Source organism: Bacillus ndiopicus (genome assembly GCF_000612805.1).
Lineage (GTDB): Bacteria > Bacillota > Bacilli > Bacillales_A > Planococcaceae > Metasolibacillus > Metasolibacillus ndiopicus.
In genome coordinates, this window is sequence record NZ_HG964408.1 from 242,889 (window position 1) to 260,027 (window position 17,139).

The following is a 17,139-nucleotide window of genomic DNA, read 5'->3' on the forward strand; positions in this document are numbered from 1 at the left end:
AATGGCTGACTTATTATTCGATGTACAGGAAGGGATTGCAACGATTACACTGAATCGTCCTGAAGCAATGAATGCATTTAGTGAGGATATGCTCGCAAGGTGGATTCAGGCGCTTGAAACGGTACGAGATGACGATGCGATTCATGTGCTAATCGTCAAGGGCAACGGTAAATGCTTTTGCGCGGGTGGCGATATTAAAGCAATGGCAGCAGGCAAAGGCTTTTTCGAAAGCAAGGACGACGTGACATCAACAGCACTTGCACGTAAAAATTCTTTATGGAAACGGGTACAGCGCGTGCCACTTTTACTAGAGGAAATTGATAAGCCTGTTATTGCACAAGTGCACGGTTTCGCATTTGGTGCAGGTCTGGATATGGCATTAATGTGCGATGTTCGCATTGTCGCACAGTCTACAAAGTTTTCTGAGAGCTATGTCAATGTTGGTATTGTACCTGGAGATGGCGGGGCATATTTTTTACCAAAGCTTGTCGGGATTGATAAAGCGCTTGATATGCTATGGACAGCGCGCGTTTTATCAGCAGATGAAGCGAAGGAAGCAGGACTTGTAACATTTGTTGTGCCAGATGAGGAGCTAGAGCAGTACACTCAAGCATATGCAGAAAAGCTAGCAAATGGACCAACTACTGCAATTCAGTTTATTAAACGCGCAGTATATCAAAGTCAAACAATGTCTTTACGCTCATCGCTCGACTATATTTCCTCCCAAATGGGGCTCGTGACAGAGCTTGCTGATTTTCATGAAGGTGTGCAGGCAGTTGTGGAGAAGCGTAAGCCGAGGTTTACAAAATAAAAAAGTGGCTGTAGGGATTTCCCTACAGCTTTTTTTATATGAAACATGGAATAAAACCGAAAAAACATGGAATAAACTTCAGAAAACGTGGAATAAAATCGCGAAAACATAGAATAAACCTAAAATTCATCAATAATTGCTGTAAACTAATTATTCCCTATTAATATATTTACACCTATAAACTTTTAATCGACAAATATTTGAAGACTTTTGGTACACAAATCTTTTCTAAGTGAATGAAATGATACTACAACAAAAAGCAACCACCACAAAAGGCGGTTGCTTCTTATAATTAGGGCTGTGTTTCCAAGTACTCCTCCATATCAAGCACCTCAATCACATTCGACCAATGCAGCACAGTTCCCACAAAATCACGGATATCTAAGCCAGCCATTTCGTAGGTTTCCGCATGATTCACTGTATTTGTCGCATCCTCGATAAAGGTTGTACGGAAGCAGCGATCATAGGCAGCAATAGCTGTAAATTGGCAGCAAAACTCCGTGTTAAAGCCTGTAATATAGACATGCTCAACACCAAAACTCGCTAAAAGCTCTTGCAAGTTTGTTTGATAAAAGGCACTTGGCGTTTTCTTTGTAACAAGATGCTTTATAAAAGGCTGAAAGCGGTTAATGATGTCAGCACCTTTACTAGCATGAAAGAGCACGCTCTCTTTTTCATCATCCATATGTTGAACGAAAATAACTGGTTTTTGTTGTGCTTGAAATTTTTCAATTAATAGCTCGATATTTGCTAATGTATCATCACATTGCGTTAAATCGACCAATCCATTTTGTACATCAATTACTAATAGAGCCTCCATAATTTCCTCCTCAAAATTGAATTTAAATTGAGGCTACTGTAAATGGTGGTGTTTTCATATAGTTGTTCGCTCCTTAAGTATTATTTACTAATATATTCTATTTTACGCTCGTTTTCCTTTTTTGATCGTATATATTTTTGCACTATCAAAAAGATAGCAATAGTAAAATGTAAACCTAAGTCCACTTTTACTACTAACTTATTTTCAGGTGATTCGTTTGATTGTAATTTTGGATGTGTCAGCAGCTATAATTTTAAAATTATCTTGTTTTGGGAAATTTCCATTTTTACGAAACATTCTATCTCTGTATTCGTATAAATTATTAAATTGCATTAAAAGGAGGTAGCTATGAGGTTAAAGCAATTTATGAATGAATATTATAATGGTTTAAGGCTCTCGCCAAATTTTTATCATCAGTGGAAGCAAGCCATTCACATTGAATTAGGTCAAGGAATCTATCAATTTCAAGGTAACAAGTTAAATATGGCGAGGTTTCATAGGGTTGAGCAGCAAGTTTTTGAAATAATGGAACTACTTTTTGAAAAAACAGATGATATCATTGTCGTTATCAACTCATACCCAAAAGATAAAAAGAAAACAATATATCCTAACTTTTTTCCGCGCTATGTGAAAAATCAGTGGAAAAAGTATGAACTTCATATAGAAGAATATATGTGGCAATTTGATGAGGATGCATTACTTATTGAACAAATGGAGCTTTTTTGTAAAGTGTCAGATTTAAAATTACAATGGCTTTTGAAAACATGCATTCATAAGGATTTTCGCTCTTTAAAGCCACGATTAAGAACAAGACATAGTGTATATGCACCAGATGTGTTTTTAGTGAACGTGCGCACAAAGTGCATTTTCCATTTATATGATGACCGTGGCTATGAAATAATGAATGCAGATGAGAAATTACATAAAAAGTTACTAAATTATTTAACAAAAGGGGTGCCTCAACAAAATTATGACTAAAAGAAGAGGCATAATGCGAAAACGGAAATTGATAGTGATAGCAATAGCAGCTTTTGTGTTATTTTCCACTGTGTTTTTTCCATATTCAATTTTGAGCGTATATCCTGCTGTCCCAGTGAAAGTTGATGAAATGCGCCAGAAAAAATATAATGAGGATTTCGCTGTATTCCGATCATTGTTCGAAGAAAGAGCAGCACAGCCAGATTATGTTGTGTCATATTCGGTTTCTTTGTTGCTCTTGTACGAGATGGATTGGCTAACAAATGCTGACTATCATATGAAGCGCATAGAATGGGAGCAGCTATTAACAAATATTCAATTGGTTAAAAATGAACTTATCCGCTTGAGCTTTAAAGTAGAGGGGCTTTCAGTAGAGGCGAAAATGTATTTAGAACAAATGATAGATTCAACAATGCGAATAGAAGAAGCTATAGCTTATCATATAAATAAAAAATCCACTTATTCACGCAAACGTATCAATGTTACGATTCGCAATTTACAAAATGATATTGCGTCTTCTTTAGATCTTTATATTCATTTTTGGCAAGCATACTATATTGATAAATAAGTAAAGCGGTCTGAAAAGTGGCATTTTTTCCTTACTTTTCAGACTAAACATTTTCAGGATAAAAATAATCGATGTTTGATTGATAATAAAAGAATCACTTCATCAATAATGGGTGTTTCATCTAATTCAATAAGAGTATTTTTTGGAACAATAGAACTTGCTGGAAATAACCTTTGTTGCCCTGAAAAATTTTTATATGCCCAGCTCTTTAAATAATCCTTGTATTTGTTAACAGTCATCTTTACTAAGTACGCTTATAGCACATCATGGACTTATTAATTATTTGTCTTTTCGGAAGATTCAATGAATATTTCCCGGACAATAATTTATATATCTTTCATGTAGTAAAAAGCTAAAGCTATTTGGTATGTAGAAGCATTGCTAATTCTGGTATCTATCTTTATTCATCTATTTTCCCCTTTCTATAGTATATACGAGGCTCAAAGTGAGGAAGTTTACTATAGTTCTTTTTATCTGCAAATTGCCGCAATACGCTGAAAATAAAAAGCAATTAAATGAATTTCACCTATTTTCTATTGATTTTAGGACTAAATAAACATTCGAGGGAATAGATAGAGCAACTATTTTACTAATTTTGATGTTTATTTTACAATAATAGTAGATATACATAGGAATGGAGAGCAATTATGGAAAGAGAAAAATTATTATCACGCGAAACTAAGTTTTGGAAAAGTCTAATTTTCAAAATGATTTTAGCTGTAGGTGTGAGTTTATTTATTAGTTCACATATTTCGGAATTTGTTAGTAACCGGGTTGGAGAAATTGTTGAGTTAGATGGTGTTGCAGGCGTTGCAATAAATACATTTATTTCTTTATTTATTGGAACGGTGATTATTGCACTATGTACACGTTACATTATTTTAAAGCGAGTGAATCGAGTATTGAAGGCGATGACTCAAGCAGCGGATGGTGATTTAACAGTACGTATCGATGATCGCTATAAAGATGAGGTTGGGCAATTATCGACAGAGTTTAATCATATGCTTGAGCAAATTGGAGCAGTTATTGAAAAAGCGAATAAAGCTTCAACGGATGTGACAGCGTATACAAAGGAGTTTGCAGCGATTACGGAGCAAAGCAGTACGTCTGTTGAAATGATCTCAAGTTCAATCCAAGAGATGGTAATCGGAGCGGCAGGGCAGCTAGAGAAAATGCAGCAGTTATCTGAGTCATCGGATTTAATTAGTAAGGAAATGGAGGAAGTATCATCTGTTGTACAGGATGTAGCAGATGTAGCAGCCGTAACAAATCAAAAGGCTGGCTTAGGTTTAGAATTAATCGAACAAACAATTGAAAAAATGAATACAATTAATAAATCTGTACATGACTCAACTGAAGTTGTCAATGCACTAGGAGAAAAGTCGAAGGAAATCAGTTCTATTTTAGCATTAATTACCAGCATTACAGACCAAACGAATTTGCTAGCTCTAAATGCTTCAATTGAGGCAGCGCGCGCTGGAGATGCTGGGAAAGGTTTCGCTGTTGTTGCGGATGAAGTAAGAAAGCTAGCTGAGGAATCTGGTAGAGCAGCTGATGATATTCGTACTCTAGTTGATGATATTTTAAGCCAAACATCAAGTGCAGTGACTGCCATTAATAGCGGTACCAAGTTTGTAGATGAAGGCCGAGAGTCAGTCGAGCAAACTGGAGAAGCCTTTAAAAATATCGTGGAATACGTCTCTAATATTAGTAAGCGTACAAATGAGGTAACAAGCATTGTACGTAGAGTAAATGACAAAACGAATGAAACAAGTTTCGTAGCAAATGATATTGCAGAAATTGCAAATGGCATAACGTCAAGTCTTCATACGATTAGCCGTTCTGCTGAGCAGCAAACAGCCTCTAATGAAGAAATTGCAAGCTCCGCTAATGTTTTAGAAACGATGGCAAATGACTTACAAGTAGAGATAAGTCAATTTAAGGTACAGCCTTGATACGAAGTGCCAATAGAGCAGACAATCACCTGCTTTGCTGGCACTTTTTATTTATGCATAAAAATTAGAATTATTATACAATTGATTGTATTGGGATAAAAATGGGGGGATTTGCAGAATGAATATTCGACAGGCGAAACTAGAGGATGCAAAGGGGATTGCGATTGTTCATGTAGATAGCTGGCGATCGACTTACCGAGGAATAGTGGCACAAAGCTATTTGGATAATCTATCCTATAGTGAAAGAGAAGAACTTTGGCGTACAGCTATTCCGTATGGACATGTATTTGTCGCAGAAAATAAACAAGGTGAAATTGTTGGCTTTGCAACAGCAGGTAAGGAAAGAAGCGGAGTGTATCCTGATTATCAGGGGGAAATTAGTGCTATTTATATTTTAGAAGAGTATCAAGGGCAAGGAATTGGAAAAGCTTTAATTCAGCAAGGGGTACAGTATCTACAGATGAAAGGATTTGTGTCGATGCTCGTGCTTGTATTAGCAGATAATCCTTCGACAGCTTTTTATGAAGCGATTGGGGGAGAAAAAATCGATGTTGTAGAAATTGAGATTGGTGGAGAAAGCTTTAAAGAAGCTGTGTATGGCTGGCGTACATTACCACAAATTGGTGGTTTGTAGGGAAATTAAATTTCTTGCAAACTTTTTTGTAGTTCTAAAGTAATGATTCGCCCGATTGGCAGGGGAATTCGCTCGTTAAACGGATAGATTCGCCCGATTCTTAGAGGATTTCGCCCGAAAACGGCTTTAATTCGCCCGCAAGCTTAAAGATTAAAAAGGCGCAGTAAACACGCATGCCGAGATAAACGGGAAGGGAGGATGCTCGAGGCATCCTCCCTTCCAATAATTAAAACTGTAAATGCTTTTCAATATACGCTTTTACTTCTGAAATTGGCATGCGGACTTGATCCATGCTATCACGATGACGTACTGTCACTTGACCGTCTTCTTTTGAGTCAAAGTCGTATGTGATGCAGAATGGTGTGCCGATTTCGTCTTGGCGACGGTAGCGTTTACCGATTGATTGTGATTCGTCAAAATCAACAGGGAAGGCTTTACGTAAATCTGCCCATACTTCGCCCGCTTCTTCTGATAGTTTTTTTGATAAAGGTAGTACTGCTGCCTTAAATGGCGCTAGAGCAGGGTGGAAGCGTAAAACTGTTCGTTTGTCGTCACCTTCAAGCTGCTCCTCGTCATAAGCGTCACATAAGAATGCTAATGTTACACGGTCAGCACCTAATGATGGCTCGATACAGTATGGCACATATCGTTCATTTGTTACTGGATCGATGTAAGTGAAATCTTCACCAGAATGTTCCATATGCTGCTTTAAGTCGTAGTCTGTGCGGTCAGCGATACCCCATAGTTCGCCCCAGCCGAATGGGAAGCGGAATTCGATATCTGTCGTTGCATTTGAATAGTGAGAAAGCTCATCTTCTTCGTGGTCACGTAAACGCATTGACTCTTCCTTCATGCCAAGGTTTAATAACCAATTTTTACAGAATTCTCTCCAATAAGCATGCCATTCTAGATCGTCGCCTGGCTTACAGAAAAATTCTAGTTCCATTTGTTCGAATTCGCGTGTACGGAATGTGAAGTTACCTGGTGTAATCTCGTTACGGAATGATTTTCCGATTTGTGCGATACCGAATGGTGTACGTTTGCGCATTGAGCGTTGGACGTTTTTAAAGTTAACGAAAATACCTTGTGCTGTTTCAGGACGCAGGTAGATTTCATTTGATGAAGATTCTGTTACACCTTGATGTGTTTTAAACATTAAGTTGAACTGACGAATATCTGTGAAGTCTACTTTACCGCAATCAGGACAAGCAACCTCTAGCTCCTCCATTTTTGCCTTCATTTGATCGAAGCTCATACCGTCAACAATAATTTCTTTACCTGTTTTTTCTAAAGAAGCGTCTTCAATTAATTTATCTGCACGGTGACGCGCTTTACATGCTTTACAATCGATCATTGGGTCGTTGAAATTACCAACGTGACCAGAAGCAACCCATGCTTTTGGATTCATTAAAATCGCCGCATCTAAACCAACATTATGCTCAGATTCTTGAACGAATTTTTGCCACCAAGCTTTTTTAACGTTGTTTTTTAATTCTACACCAAGTGGGCCGTAATCCCATGTGTTTGCAAGTCCACCGTAAATTTCAGAGCCTGGGAAGACAAATCCACGATGCTTTGCTAGTGATACAATTGTTTCCATTGATTTTTGTGTCATGAAAATTCCTCCTATTTTGCCCGTTGGAACGAAAAAAGCATTCGTCTCCGGGCGTAATATGCCCAGGGACGAATGCTGTTATGTACAGAATCCGCGGTTCCACCCTGATTGCTCAAACATCATTCGTTTGAACCTCTTTCGAAAAAATAGCTCCTGAGTGCCGTTTCTCTTTTCGGTGTAGGCTTGCACTAATCCCTACTCGCTTTTGTGAAAAGATACTTATTTCTCATTCATCGCTTATTATATATGGTTTAGTATACAACAAAATTTTTTTTGTGCAAGTGCTATAGCCCTAATTCTTTTCTTCGCAATCTAATTTGAAATAGTATATAATAATAACGTAATCAGTATAACATTATTAAAAGCAGGTGAGTCAAAATCGAACTCAATAAACGTCAAGACGCTATTTTGCAAATTGTAAAAGAAAACGGTCCAATTACAGGGGAGCAAATTGCAGAGCGTTTAAACTTAACGAGAGCAACATTGAGACCAGACTTAGCAATATTAACGATGGCTGGTTTTTTAGATGCAAGACCACGTGTTGGTTATTTTTATGCAGGAAAAAAGAATACGATGTCATTAACAGACTCTCTTATGAATTTAAAAGTAAAGGACTTTCAATCTGTACCTGTTATTGTCTCTGAAAATATGACCGTTTATGATGCTATTTGTCATATGTTTTTAGAGGATGTTGGGACGCTATTTGTAGCGGATCAAAACAATTATTTACAAGGGGTTTTATCACGTAAAGATTTATTGCGTACTAGCATAGGCACACAGGATTTAAATAAAATTCCTGTACATATTATTATGACACGTATGCCTAACATTGCATACTGCACAAAAAATGACTTTTTAATTGAAGCTGCTAAAAAATTAATCGATCGTGAAATCGATTCTTTGCCAGTAGTGAATGAAACGGTTAGTGGCGTTGAAATTATTGGTCGATTAACGAAAACAAATGTGACGAAGGCCTTCATCTCACTCGCACAAATTCACGAATTGTAGGTGATATTTTGGACAACTTGATTTTTTTCGTCGTATCTGATTCTGTAGGTGAAACAGGAGAGCTAGCAGTTAGAGCGGCTGTTAGTCAATTTAGACCAACATTTGAAAATGTAGAAATACGCCGTTTTCCGCGGATTAAAAGCTTTGAAGAACTTCTTCAAATCGTACAGCAAGCTGTGCAAGAAACGGCAATTATTGTATATACATTAGTTGAAAAAGAAATGCGGCAAAATCTTTATACAATAGCATTAGAACAGCATGTCGCGGCAATTGATTTGTTGGGGCCAATGATAGAGCTGTTAGAGAATGCTATCAAGGAAGCACCATTAGAACGACCTGGGCTTATGCATAAATTAGATGATGATTATTTTAAGCGAATTGAAGCGATTGAATTTGCTGTTAAATATGATGACGGGCGGGACCCTCGCGGTGTTTTACTGGCCGATGTTGTTTTAATAGGAGTTTCCCGAACATCTAAAACCCCTTTATCACAATATTTAGCCCATAAAAGCTTAAAAGTAGCAAATGTTCCACTTGTACCAGAAGTAGAGCCACCAGCTGAGCTATTTGCAGTTGATCCAAAAAAATGCTTCGGTTTAATTATTTCACCAGACAACCTCAATAGTATACGGAGAGAACGTCTAAAGACGCTCGGTTTAAATGATGATGCTATTTATGCACAGCATAACCGCATTAAACAAGAAATTGAGCATTTTACTCGGATTGCTAATCGTATTGGTTGCGAGGTAATTGATGTGACAAATACAGCTGTAGAAGAAACAGCAAATGTTATTTTGGATAAAATCCGCGCTCAAGTATAAGCTACCTCTATCCGCTTAGGATGGGGTTTTTTCGTGTGTTAATCAATTGCGCCTTGACTAACTCTCTAGCTCGCGAGGGAATCTTCATTAAAATCTGTGGGCATTTATCTTGATTCAATAGGTGTTTGTACTTCAATTGAATCATTTAAACACAATAGAATTCATCTCAGCACCTATGAAAGTGGGAGTTTTCTTCTGGATTAAGATAAAAATATGTAGCTAAAATGAAATAATTGTTTTATAATAATAAAATTGTGGTAAAAATATTTAGAAGTAGAGATATTTCATCTTGTACAATCCTTCCGATAATTTTTTGTCGTTTAATAAAGGATTTTCAATATAAATCTCGAATTATGTTTATGTAACAACTGAAAATGGTGATGGAATGACCAGAAAGATACCTGAGCAATTAATTGAACAAATTCGTTCACAGTCGGATATAGTCGATGTTATTAGCGATTATATGCAATTGACCAAAAGGGGACGTAACTGGTTTGGGTTATGTCCATTTCATGGAGAGCAAACGCCTTCTTTCTCCGTTTCGCAAGACAAGCAAATATTCCATTGCTTCGGTTGTGGAGCAGGTGGTAATGCGATTACCTTTGTGATGGATATTGAAAATATAACATTCCCAGATGCTGTTGTGAAACTTGGTGAACGAGCAGGCGTCCAATTAGATGCAGAACTGACTAGTAGTTCACAGCCTGCAAAAGCCATTTCAAAAGCCGAGGCAAATATGCGTCAGGCACACGATTTTGCAATGGAATTTTACCATCATTTATTAATGAATACTGAGGATGGAGAAGAAGCTTTACAATATTTATTGAAGCGTGGCTTCACTCAGGAGTTAATCGAAAACCATAAAATTGGTTGGGCGTTGCCGTCATGGGATTCGCTGACTTCATTTTTAGAAAGAAAAGAATTTTCTTTAGAGGAAATGGCAGAGAGTGGTCTAGTGATTCGACGAGAAAGTGATGGTTCATATTTCGATCGCTTTAGGGGACGTATTATGTTTCCAATTCGCGACGATAATGGGAAGGTGATTGCGTTTTCAGGGCGAATTTTAAATACAGATGCTGAAGAAGCAAAATATATGAATAGTCCTGAATCACCAATTTTTCATAAAAGCGAAGTATTATACAACTTAGATAAAGCGCGGGCTACAATACGGAAAACGCGTCAAGTAATCTTAATGGAAGGCTTTGTTGATGTATTAGCAGCGACGAATGCAGGCGTTATGAATGCAGTAGCAACGATGGGCACATCGCTCACACCACAGCATATCCAAAAGCTCAAGCGCTTAGTGGAGCAAATTACAGTTTGCTATGATGGGGATTCTGCTGGAATGGAAGGAGCGCGACGCTCAGCTCAGTTGCTAAAGGATGAACGCTTAAAAGTAGAAGTTGCTGTTTTACCGGACAAGCTTGATCCAGACGATTATATTCGTGAGTACGGTGCAGAAGCGTTTAAAGCACAAATAATTGACAAGCCCCATGCTTATATTGCTTTTATGATGATGTATGCAAGGCGCAATAAAAATTTTCAATTTGAAAATGATGTGCTGCAATACGTTCAAGAAGTGCTAGAAGAGCTTGCTTTGGTATCTTCGCCAATAGAGCGTGATTTATATATAACACAGCTTGCCAATGAAACATCTATTTCTCAAGAAGCTATTTATGCACAATATCGTAAACTTGAGGCAGCGAAATCGAAGCACTATAAAAAAGAACAAATCCCAATGCAAGAAGTTGCTTCGGTGCCTGTATCGCAAAAACCGTTGACTGGAGCGGAGCGTGCAGAACGATTGTTGTTATCGCATATGCTTCATAATGTGCATGTGGTTGATAAAATTTTACAAAGTGGCGAGGAGCCTTTTGTAAGAGAAGAGTATATGGTTGTTTTTGTTCGATTAATCGGTTTTTACGAGGAATTTAGTACAGCTGATTATCAACGATTTGTAGAGGTAATTGAAGATTCAGAGTTACGTAAAATTGTGATGGAAGCTGCATTAGCTGAGCGAGATCCAGATCATGCAGAAGCTGAAATTGCAGACTGTATAAAACATCTTAAAAAACATCGCATACAGCTTGAAATTGATGCATTGCGTCAAAAGCAGACAGAAGCAGAAAAAATGCATGAATATAAACAGGCTATGGAAATTATGCAAAAAATTGTCCATTTAAGAAGAACTTTGGCGACGATGTAACTCGATTCGTTTTTTAGAAGGAGGAAGGTTTATGGCGGACAAATCAGAACGCTCAAAAGAAACAGTAAATGAACTATCGTTAGAGGAAGTAAAAGCGCTTCTTCAAAATAAAGCAAAGACAGAAGGCGAAATTTCGATGAAAGAAATTTCCGATAGACTAGCTACTTTTGAGCTAGAAAGCGAAGAAATCTTCCATTTTGCAGAAAATATCGAAAGTCATGGTGTTACCGTAGAAGGTAAAGAGGAATTCGAGGAAGATGCATTGTCTAAGCAAGAGGCGAATGAAGAAACGTTTGACTTAAACGATTTAAGTGTGCCACCAGGTGTTAAAATTAATGACCCTGTGCGTATGTACTTAAAGGAAATCGGTCGTGTTGATTTACTTTCTGCTGAGGAAGAGATTCGTTTAGCAGAGCGTATTGAGCAAGGTGATGAAGAAGCGCGTAAACGTTTAGCTGAAGCGAACTTACGTCTTGTTGTATCAATTGCTAAGCGCTATGTTGGGCGCGGTATGCTATTCCTTGACTTAATCCAAGAAGGGAATATGGGGCTTATTAAAGCGGTCGAAAAATTCGATCACCGTAAAGGCTTTAAGTTTTCTACGTATGCTACATGGTGGATTCGCCAAGCGATTACACGTGCGATTGCTGACCAAGCACGTACAATCCGTATCCCTGTGCATATGGTCGAAACAATTAATAAATTGATTCGTGTACAGCGTCAACTATTGCAAGATTTAGGACGTGAGCCATCTCCAGAGGAAATTGGTGAGGAAATGGATTTAACACCTGAAAAAGTTCGTGAAATTTTAAAAATTGCACAAGAGCCTGTATCACTTGAAACACCAATTGGTGAAGAGGATGATTCGCATTTAGGCGATTTTATTGAGGATTCTGAGGCACAATCACCTTCAGATCATGCGGCTTATGAACTCTTAAAGGAGCAGCTTGAAGATGTGCTTGATACTTTAACAGATCGTGAAGAAAATGTACTTCGTTTACGCTTCGGATTAGATGATGGTCGTACGCGAACGCTTGAAGAAGTGGGGAAAGTATTTGGCGTTACACGTGAGCGTATTCGTCAAATTGAGGCGAAGGCACTCCGCAAGCTACGCCATCCATCTCGTTCAAAACGATTAAAAGACTTTTTAGAATAATATATAAAAGCTATAGGTGGTCTACCAGTCCGCCTATAGCTTTTTTTTGTAAAATAAAGGCTAATTAACACACCTGATATAATAAATAATTATTATAACTACCAACGAAATTTAGATGAGATGCTACTTTTTACCGATGTTAGAATAGTAATATTTTCTTTATGATAGAATTATACATAACAAAATGGTTTGGAGAGAATAAAAATGTCGAACCAACGAAAGCAAATAATTATTAATGAAATTACATTTTGGAAGCAAAATAAGCTATTGCCTGAGCATTATTGTGACTTTTTAACAACACTATACACTGAAGGGGAGGAGCAAAAGGAAATACAGGGAAAGGCTTCTCAATCGGTGATGGCGCAGAAAAAAAGACAGGCATTGCGCAAATATTCAATAATGCCAATTATAGCAATTATTTTTATCGTACTACTTTTCACGATTGATGCTGTGTGGCTCGTCGCTATTTTAACAACAGCTTTAGCGATTGGTTGTTTGATAGGTGCTTTTTACATAGCTAAAAAAAATCAATTACTATCACCAATACTGCATTTAACTGGTGCTTTATTACTGTTGGCAGTTACGGTGCAAGTATGTATGACTTACTTCCCTCATAGCTTAACAGTGCTCTATACAGGGTTACTACTAAACTGCTTACTATGGTTTATTTCAGGTTTAACATTGAAAATTATTTATCTTACAGTTTCTGGTATTTTAGGGATGTTAGCGATAGTGATTTATTTTTTTGTATAAGATTGATTGAAGGGGTATCCAAAAAGGTATTCTTTTTTGGACTGCCCTAGCTTCTATATTAAATATTTGCTAAAAAACTATGCTCCTACAGTAGTCACAATAAATTGTCACTATCCTCGTCGCAAAGTGCGCGTCTCAAAATGGCTTTTCAGACACGTCCTTCTCTTTTTAGTACGAAAATGCTGTTAAAATACGGTTTTTTCTTATAGAATAAAAGTGTAAACATGCAAAGGGGTGGGCAAAATGTTTTTTGATTTAACAGATGAGCAACGTATGATTCAACGCACAATGAAAGAATTTGCTGATGAAGTAGTAGCGCCAGGGGCTATTGAGCGCGATAGAAAGAAAGCGTTTCCAAAAGAGATATTTCAACAATTAGCGGAGATGGGCATAATGGGGTTACCGTTTCCAGAGGAATATGGAGGCGCTGGTGCAGATACAATTAGCTTTGCTATTGTGACGGAGGAATTAAGCCGCGTCTGTGCTTCAACGGGTATTACGTATTCGGCACATATTTCTTTAGGTGGAGCTCCTCTCAATTTATTCGGCACTAAGGAGCAAAAGGAACGTTATTTAACACCGATTTGTACAGGGGAGTCTTTCGGTGCTTTTGGTTTAACTGAGGCCAATGCGGGATCTGATGCAGGCGGTACTGAAACTCGAGCAGTACTAGAAGGTAATCAATTTACAATTAATGGATCGAAAATGTTTATTACAAATGCTAGCTATGCAAAGCATTTAGCATTAACAGCTATTACAGATTTAAAGGATGGAAAAAAGGAAATTAGCGCAATTATTGTGCCAACAGATGCTAAAGGATTTACGATTAAAGATGAATATGAAAAAATGGGGTTAAATGCCTCCAATACAACAGAGCTTATTTTGGAAAATGTCGTTGTGCCAGAGGAAAATTTACTCGGTGTAAGAGGCAATGGCTTTAAGCAGTTTTTACAAACATTAGATGGCGGGCGTATCGGTATTGCAGCGATGGCTGTAGGTATTGCACAAGGAGCCTTAAATAAGGCCGTGCGATATGCAAAGGAACGTAAGCAATTCGGCAGAGCCATAGCTGATTTCCAAGCAACACAATTTAAGTTAGCGGATATGGCTGTGAAGGTTGATATAGCTCGTACATATGTGTACAAAGCTGCATGGTTAAAAGATCAAGGACGTCCTTTCAGCAAGGAGGCTGCGATTGCAAAATATTATGCATCCGAGATGGCGATGGAAGTTTGCGATGAGGCAATCCAAATACATGGTGGCTATGGTTATATGCGTGAATACGAAGTAGAGCGCTATATGCGTGACGCAAAACTATTAGAAATTGGAGAAGGTACTTCTGAAGTACAGAAGCTAGTAATTGCAAGACATATTTTGGCTGATTAATAGTTAAGTGACGAAATTGTTACAAACAAAGTAAAACTTATGCTTTAGGGCTTTCCGTTTTCAACTGAATGCAGTACAATAATTAATGTTGAATAGATTCTATCATATAGAAGCACAATGAATAACAAGGGAGGTTTATCGTATGAAAAACAATCCAGTTTTTCCTTACATCTTAATTTTAGCATTTGGTATCGGACTTATTTTCTTCATGTCAGTAAACGGTGCTGGAAAAAGTGAAGAAGCTGAAGGTGGCGAAACTACTGAGCAAGGTGGCGGCGCAGAGCTAGTGGCATCTTGTATTAGCTGTCATGGTGGCGATTTAACTGGAGCTATGGGACCAAATCTTGTGGAACAAGATCCAGCACATATCGTTGATGTATTAGTAAACGGTTTAGAAGGCTCTAACTTTATGACACCAAATATGAAATCTGAAGCGGAAGCACAAGCAATCGCTGACTATATTTCAAGCTTAAAATAACAAGTAGATAAATCCTTAGCTGCATATTGTGGCTAAGGATTTATTTTTTGTATAACTCGGCAATGGGGCGGTTTTCTACTATAATAGAGTGGAGACATTGCAGAAAAGAGGAATTTTATGAACGCACAAAAGCTATCGAAACGATTAGAAACGGTTGCTTCCTTCGTACCCACTGGTGCGGTTGTAGCAGATATCGGAAGCGATCATGCATATTTACCATGTTATTTAGTGCAGCAAGGAATTGTATCACGCGCTGTTGCTGGTGAGGTTGTGAAAGGTCCGTATGAATCTGCACAGCGTCAAGTGCGTGCAGAAGGATTATTAAACAATATAGAAGTGCGATTAGCGGATGGTCTTGCTGCCGTTGAACAGAACGATCATGTTGATACGATTACAATTGCAGGTATGGGTGGTCCTTTAATCGTATCAATATTAGACAAGCATCCAGAAGCATTGCATTCAGTTACCCGTTTAATTTTACAGCCAAATATCCATGCTAAAGTAATTCGTGAATGGGCGTTATCGCATGGTTGGGCAATTCTAGATGAAGTGATTTTAGAAGAAGATGATAAAATATACGAGATACTTGTGTTGCAACGAGGTGTAATGCGTCTGACAGAAGCTGAAATTTTACTTGGTAAGCATTTAATTGCACAGTGTTCAGAAGTTTTTGTAAAAAAATGGACGAGAGAAATAGAAAATTGGCAAAGAATTTTACAAGATTTAAATAAAGCCGAAGCAACGCCTGAAATTCAAGCGAAGCGAGAGGAGCTACAGCAACTAATTCAACTTGTCGAAGGAGTGCTTTAGGAATGAAGTTAGTTAATGGAAATGAAATTATTCAATTGTTTGAAAGCTGGTCGCCTAAAAAGCTTGCGTGTATGCCAAATGATCCTATAGGACTTGCCATTGGCACAGTAAATAAAACGGTGACGAAAGTGTTAGTAACACTAGATGTTACGATGGCAGTAGTTGAAGAAGCGATTGAACAAGGCTGTGAGCTAATTATTGCACATCATCCGCCAATCTTTCGTAAATTAAGCAATTTACGAACAGATACGCCAGCAGGAAAGCTTTATGAAAAATGCCTAAAGCATGATATTGCGGTATATGCAGCCCATACAAATTTAGATGTCGCAGAAGGTGGCGTTAATGATTTACTTGCGGATACACTACAGCTTGAAAACCGTAAAATTTTAGAGCATACATATAGCGAGCAGCTAATGAAGCTTGCTGTATATGTGCCAACAGAACATGCGACGCCAGTAAGAGCAGCTCTTGCTAACGCGGGGGCAGGGCAAATAGGCGATTATGATACATGCAGCTTTACGACAACAGGAGAAGGGCGTTTCCGTGCACTAGAAGGTGCAAATCCGTTTGTTGGTCAAATTGGTGAAATAAACGTAGAGCCTGAGCAAAAAATTGAAGTTATTTTCCCAAGCAGTCAAAAAAATCGTATATTAAAGACGATGCTCAATGCACATCCATATGAGGAGCCTGCTTATGATGTATGGGAAATGGCATTAACAGCAAATGAGGCTGGCTTAGGGCGCATTGGTACATTGCAGCAGCCTTTAACGTTACAGCAATTTGCTGAATTGGTGAAGGTACAATTGAATGTGCCGTGTCTACGTGTTGTAGGTGACTTACAGCAAACTGTATCGAAGGTAGCGGTTGTTGGAGGAGATGGCAATAGCTATATTGCAGCCGCAAAGCGAGCGGGGGCAGATGTCTTTGTAACAGGGGATATTGGCTTCCATATGGCACAGGATGCAGAAGTAAATGGTTTAAGCATTGTGGACCCAGGACACCACGTAGAAAAGGTAATGATAAAAGGTGTTGCAGAAAAAATGGCAAAACTTTGTGAGGAAAAAAAATTGCCTGTACAATTTATCGAGTCAGCGATTCATACAGAGCCATTTAAGTTTATTTAAATAAGTAAGGCTGTAG

16 protein-coding genes are annotated in these 17,139 nt (G+C 38.0%); 14 read left to right on the forward strand and 2 right to left on the reverse strand.

Annotation, left to right across the window (positions count from 1 at the left end; genetic code table 11):
• The first annotated feature begins 1 nt into the window (after position 1).
• On the forward strand, positions 2-811 hold the full coding sequence (locus tag TY13_RS16360) for an enoyl-CoA hydratase/isomerase family protein (RefSeq protein ID WP_042478260.1): 810 nt from the start codon (positions 2-4) through the stop codon (positions 809-811).
• 292 nt (positions 812-1,103) lie between these two features.
• Here the strand turns inward: TY13_RS16360 and TY13_RS16365 are convergent, their stop codons facing one another.
• The gene (locus TY13_RS16365) at positions 1,104-1,631 is read right to left on the reverse strand and encodes a cysteine hydrolase family protein (RefSeq protein ID WP_042478263.1); all 528 of its coding nucleotides are present in this window, start codon (positions 1,629-1,631) and stop codon (positions 1,104-1,106) included.
• A 348-nt stretch (positions 1,632-1,979) separates the two neighbouring features.
• Between TY13_RS16365 and TY13_RS16370 the strand changes: the two genes are divergently transcribed.
• The 4 genes from TY13_RS16370 (at position 1,980) to TY13_RS16385 (ending at position 5,766) form a co-directional block, all read left to right on the forward strand.
• Entirely contained in the window at positions 1,980-2,609 is a 630-nt protein-coding gene (locus TY13_RS16370; protein WP_042478264.1) for a DUF3885 domain-containing protein, read from the forward strand.
• A gap of 13 nt (positions 2,610-2,622) precedes the next feature.
• Positions 2,623-3,177 (forward strand): hypothetical protein, encoded by a 555-nt coding sequence (locus tag TY13_RS16375; protein WP_042478266.1) that lies wholly within the window; start codon positions 2,623-2,625, stop codon positions 3,175-3,177.
• A gap of 647 nt (positions 3,178-3,824) precedes the next feature.
• Positions 3,825-5,132, forward strand: coding sequence for a methyl-accepting chemotaxis protein (locus TY13_RS16380; protein WP_042478269.1), 1,308 nt, complete (start codon positions 3,825-3,827; stop codon positions 5,130-5,132).
• A 118-nt stretch (positions 5,133-5,250) separates the two neighbouring features.
• Positions 5,251-5,766 carry a GNAT family N-acetyltransferase gene (locus TY13_RS16385; protein ID WP_042478270.1) on the forward strand — a complete coding sequence of 172 codons (516 nt, stop codon included), beginning with the start codon at positions 5,251-5,253 and terminating at the stop codon, positions 5,764-5,766.
• A gap of 226 nt (positions 5,767-5,992) precedes the next feature.
• Here TY13_RS16385 and TY13_RS16390 read toward each other — a convergent pair whose 3' ends face one another.
• On the reverse strand, positions 5,993-7,381 hold the full coding sequence (locus tag TY13_RS16390) for a glycine--tRNA ligase (protein WP_042478271.1): 1,389 nt from the start codon (positions 7,379-7,381) through the stop codon (positions 5,993-5,995).
• 378 nt (positions 7,382-7,759) lie between these two features.
• On the opposite strand from TY13_RS16390, the gene TY13_RS16395 reads away from it, so the two are divergent.
• The 9 genes from TY13_RS16395 to TY13_RS16435 all read left to right on the forward strand — a co-directional run bounded on the left by TY13_RS16395 (position 7,760) and on the right by TY13_RS16435 (position 17,123).
• Positions 7,760-8,389 carry a helix-turn-helix transcriptional regulator gene (locus tag TY13_RS16395; RefSeq protein WP_230199467.1) on the forward strand — a complete coding sequence of 210 codons (630 nt, stop codon included), beginning with the start codon at positions 7,760-7,762 and terminating at the stop codon, positions 8,387-8,389.
• Between the two features lie 8 nt (positions 8,390-8,397).
• The gene (locus tag TY13_RS16400; RefSeq protein WP_042478275.1) at positions 8,398-9,210 is read left to right on the forward strand and encodes a pyruvate, water dikinase regulatory protein; all 813 of its coding nucleotides are present in this window, start codon (positions 8,398-8,400) and stop codon (positions 9,208-9,210) included.
• Positions 9,211-9,595: 385 nt separating this feature from the next.
• The gene (gene dnaG / locus TY13_RS16405; RefSeq protein ID WP_042478277.1) at positions 9,596-11,416 is read left to right on the forward strand and encodes a DNA primase; all 1,821 of its coding nucleotides are present in this window, start codon (positions 9,596-9,598) and stop codon (positions 11,414-11,416) included.
• 31 nt (positions 11,417-11,447) lie between these two features.
• Positions 11,448-12,572: an RNA polymerase sigma factor RpoD gene (rpoD, locus tag TY13_RS16410; RefSeq protein WP_042478279.1), complete on the forward strand. Its 1,125-nt coding sequence runs from the start codon at positions 11,448-11,450 to the stop codon at positions 12,570-12,572.
• A 204-nt stretch (positions 12,573-12,776) separates the two neighbouring features.
• The gene (locus tag TY13_RS16415; RefSeq protein ID WP_042478281.1) at positions 12,777-13,325 is read left to right on the forward strand and encodes a hypothetical protein; all 549 of its coding nucleotides are present in this window, start codon (positions 12,777-12,779) and stop codon (positions 13,323-13,325) included.
• 243 nt (positions 13,326-13,568) lie between these two features.
• Positions 13,569-14,711 carry an acyl-CoA dehydrogenase family protein gene (locus TY13_RS16420; protein WP_042478283.1) on the forward strand — a complete coding sequence of 381 codons (1,143 nt, stop codon included), beginning with the start codon at positions 13,569-13,571 and terminating at the stop codon, positions 14,709-14,711.
• A 142-nt stretch (positions 14,712-14,853) separates the two neighbouring features.
• Entirely contained in the window at positions 14,854-15,189 is a 336-nt protein-coding gene (locus TY13_RS16425; protein WP_042478284.1) for a c-type cytochrome, read from the forward strand.
• Positions 15,190-15,306: 117 nt separating this feature from the next.
• The gene (locus TY13_RS16430; protein WP_042478286.1) at positions 15,307-15,999 is read left to right on the forward strand and encodes a tRNA (adenine(22)-N(1))-methyltransferase; all 693 of its coding nucleotides are present in this window, start codon (positions 15,307-15,309) and stop codon (positions 15,997-15,999) included.
• Between the two features lie 2 nt (positions 16,000-16,001).
• Positions 16,002-17,123: a Nif3-like dinuclear metal center hexameric protein gene (locus TY13_RS16435; protein ID WP_042478288.1), complete on the forward strand. Its 1,122-nt coding sequence runs from the start codon at positions 16,002-16,004 to the stop codon at positions 17,121-17,123.
• The last annotated feature ends 16 nt before the right edge of the window (positions 17,124-17,139 follow it).

Excerpts from the sequence above, each read along its gene's own strand:
- TY13_RS16360 (WP_042478260.1), top strand. The coding sequence starts at position 2 with ATGGCTGACTTATTATTCGATGTACAGGAAGGGATTGCAACGATTACA.
- TY13_RS16365 (WP_042478263.1), bottom strand. The coding sequence starts at position 1,631 with ATGGAGGCTCTATTAGTAATTGATGTACAAAATGGATTGGTCGATTTA.
- TY13_RS16370 (WP_042478264.1), top strand. The coding sequence starts at position 1,980 with ATGAGGTTAAAGCAATTTATGAATGAATATTATAATGGTTTAAGGCTC.
- TY13_RS16375 (WP_042478266.1), top strand. The coding sequence starts at position 2,623 with ATGCGAAAACGGAAATTGATAGTGATAGCAATAGCAGCTTTTGTGTTA.
- TY13_RS16380 (WP_042478269.1), top strand. The coding sequence starts at position 3,825 with ATGGAAAGAGAAAAATTATTATCACGCGAAACTAAGTTTTGGAAAAGT.
- TY13_RS16385 (WP_042478270.1), top strand. The coding sequence starts at position 5,251 with ATGAATATTCGACAGGCGAAACTAGAGGATGCAAAGGGGATTGCGATT.
- TY13_RS16390 (WP_042478271.1), bottom strand. The coding sequence starts at position 7,381 with ATGACACAAAAATCAATGGAAACAATTGTATCACTAGCAAAGCATCGT.
- dnaG (WP_042478277.1), top strand. The coding sequence starts at position 9,596 with ATGACCAGAAAGATACCTGAGCAATTAATTGAACAAATTCGTTCACAG.
- rpoD (WP_042478279.1), top strand. The coding sequence starts at position 11,448 with ATGGCGGACAAATCAGAACGCTCAAAAGAAACAGTAAATGAACTATCG.
- TY13_RS16415 (WP_042478281.1), top strand. The coding sequence starts at position 12,777 with ATGTCGAACCAACGAAAGCAAATAATTATTAATGAAATTACATTTTGG.
- TY13_RS16420 (WP_042478283.1), top strand. The coding sequence starts at position 13,569 with ATGTTTTTTGATTTAACAGATGAGCAACGTATGATTCAACGCACAATG.
- TY13_RS16425 (WP_042478284.1), top strand. The coding sequence starts at position 14,854 with ATGAAAAACAATCCAGTTTTTCCTTACATCTTAATTTTAGCATTTGGT.
- TY13_RS16430 (WP_042478286.1), top strand. The coding sequence starts at position 15,307 with ATGAACGCACAAAAGCTATCGAAACGATTAGAAACGGTTGCTTCCTTC.
- TY13_RS16435 (WP_042478288.1), top strand. The coding sequence starts at position 16,002 with ATGAAGTTAGTTAATGGAAATGAAATTATTCAATTGTTTGAAAGCTGG.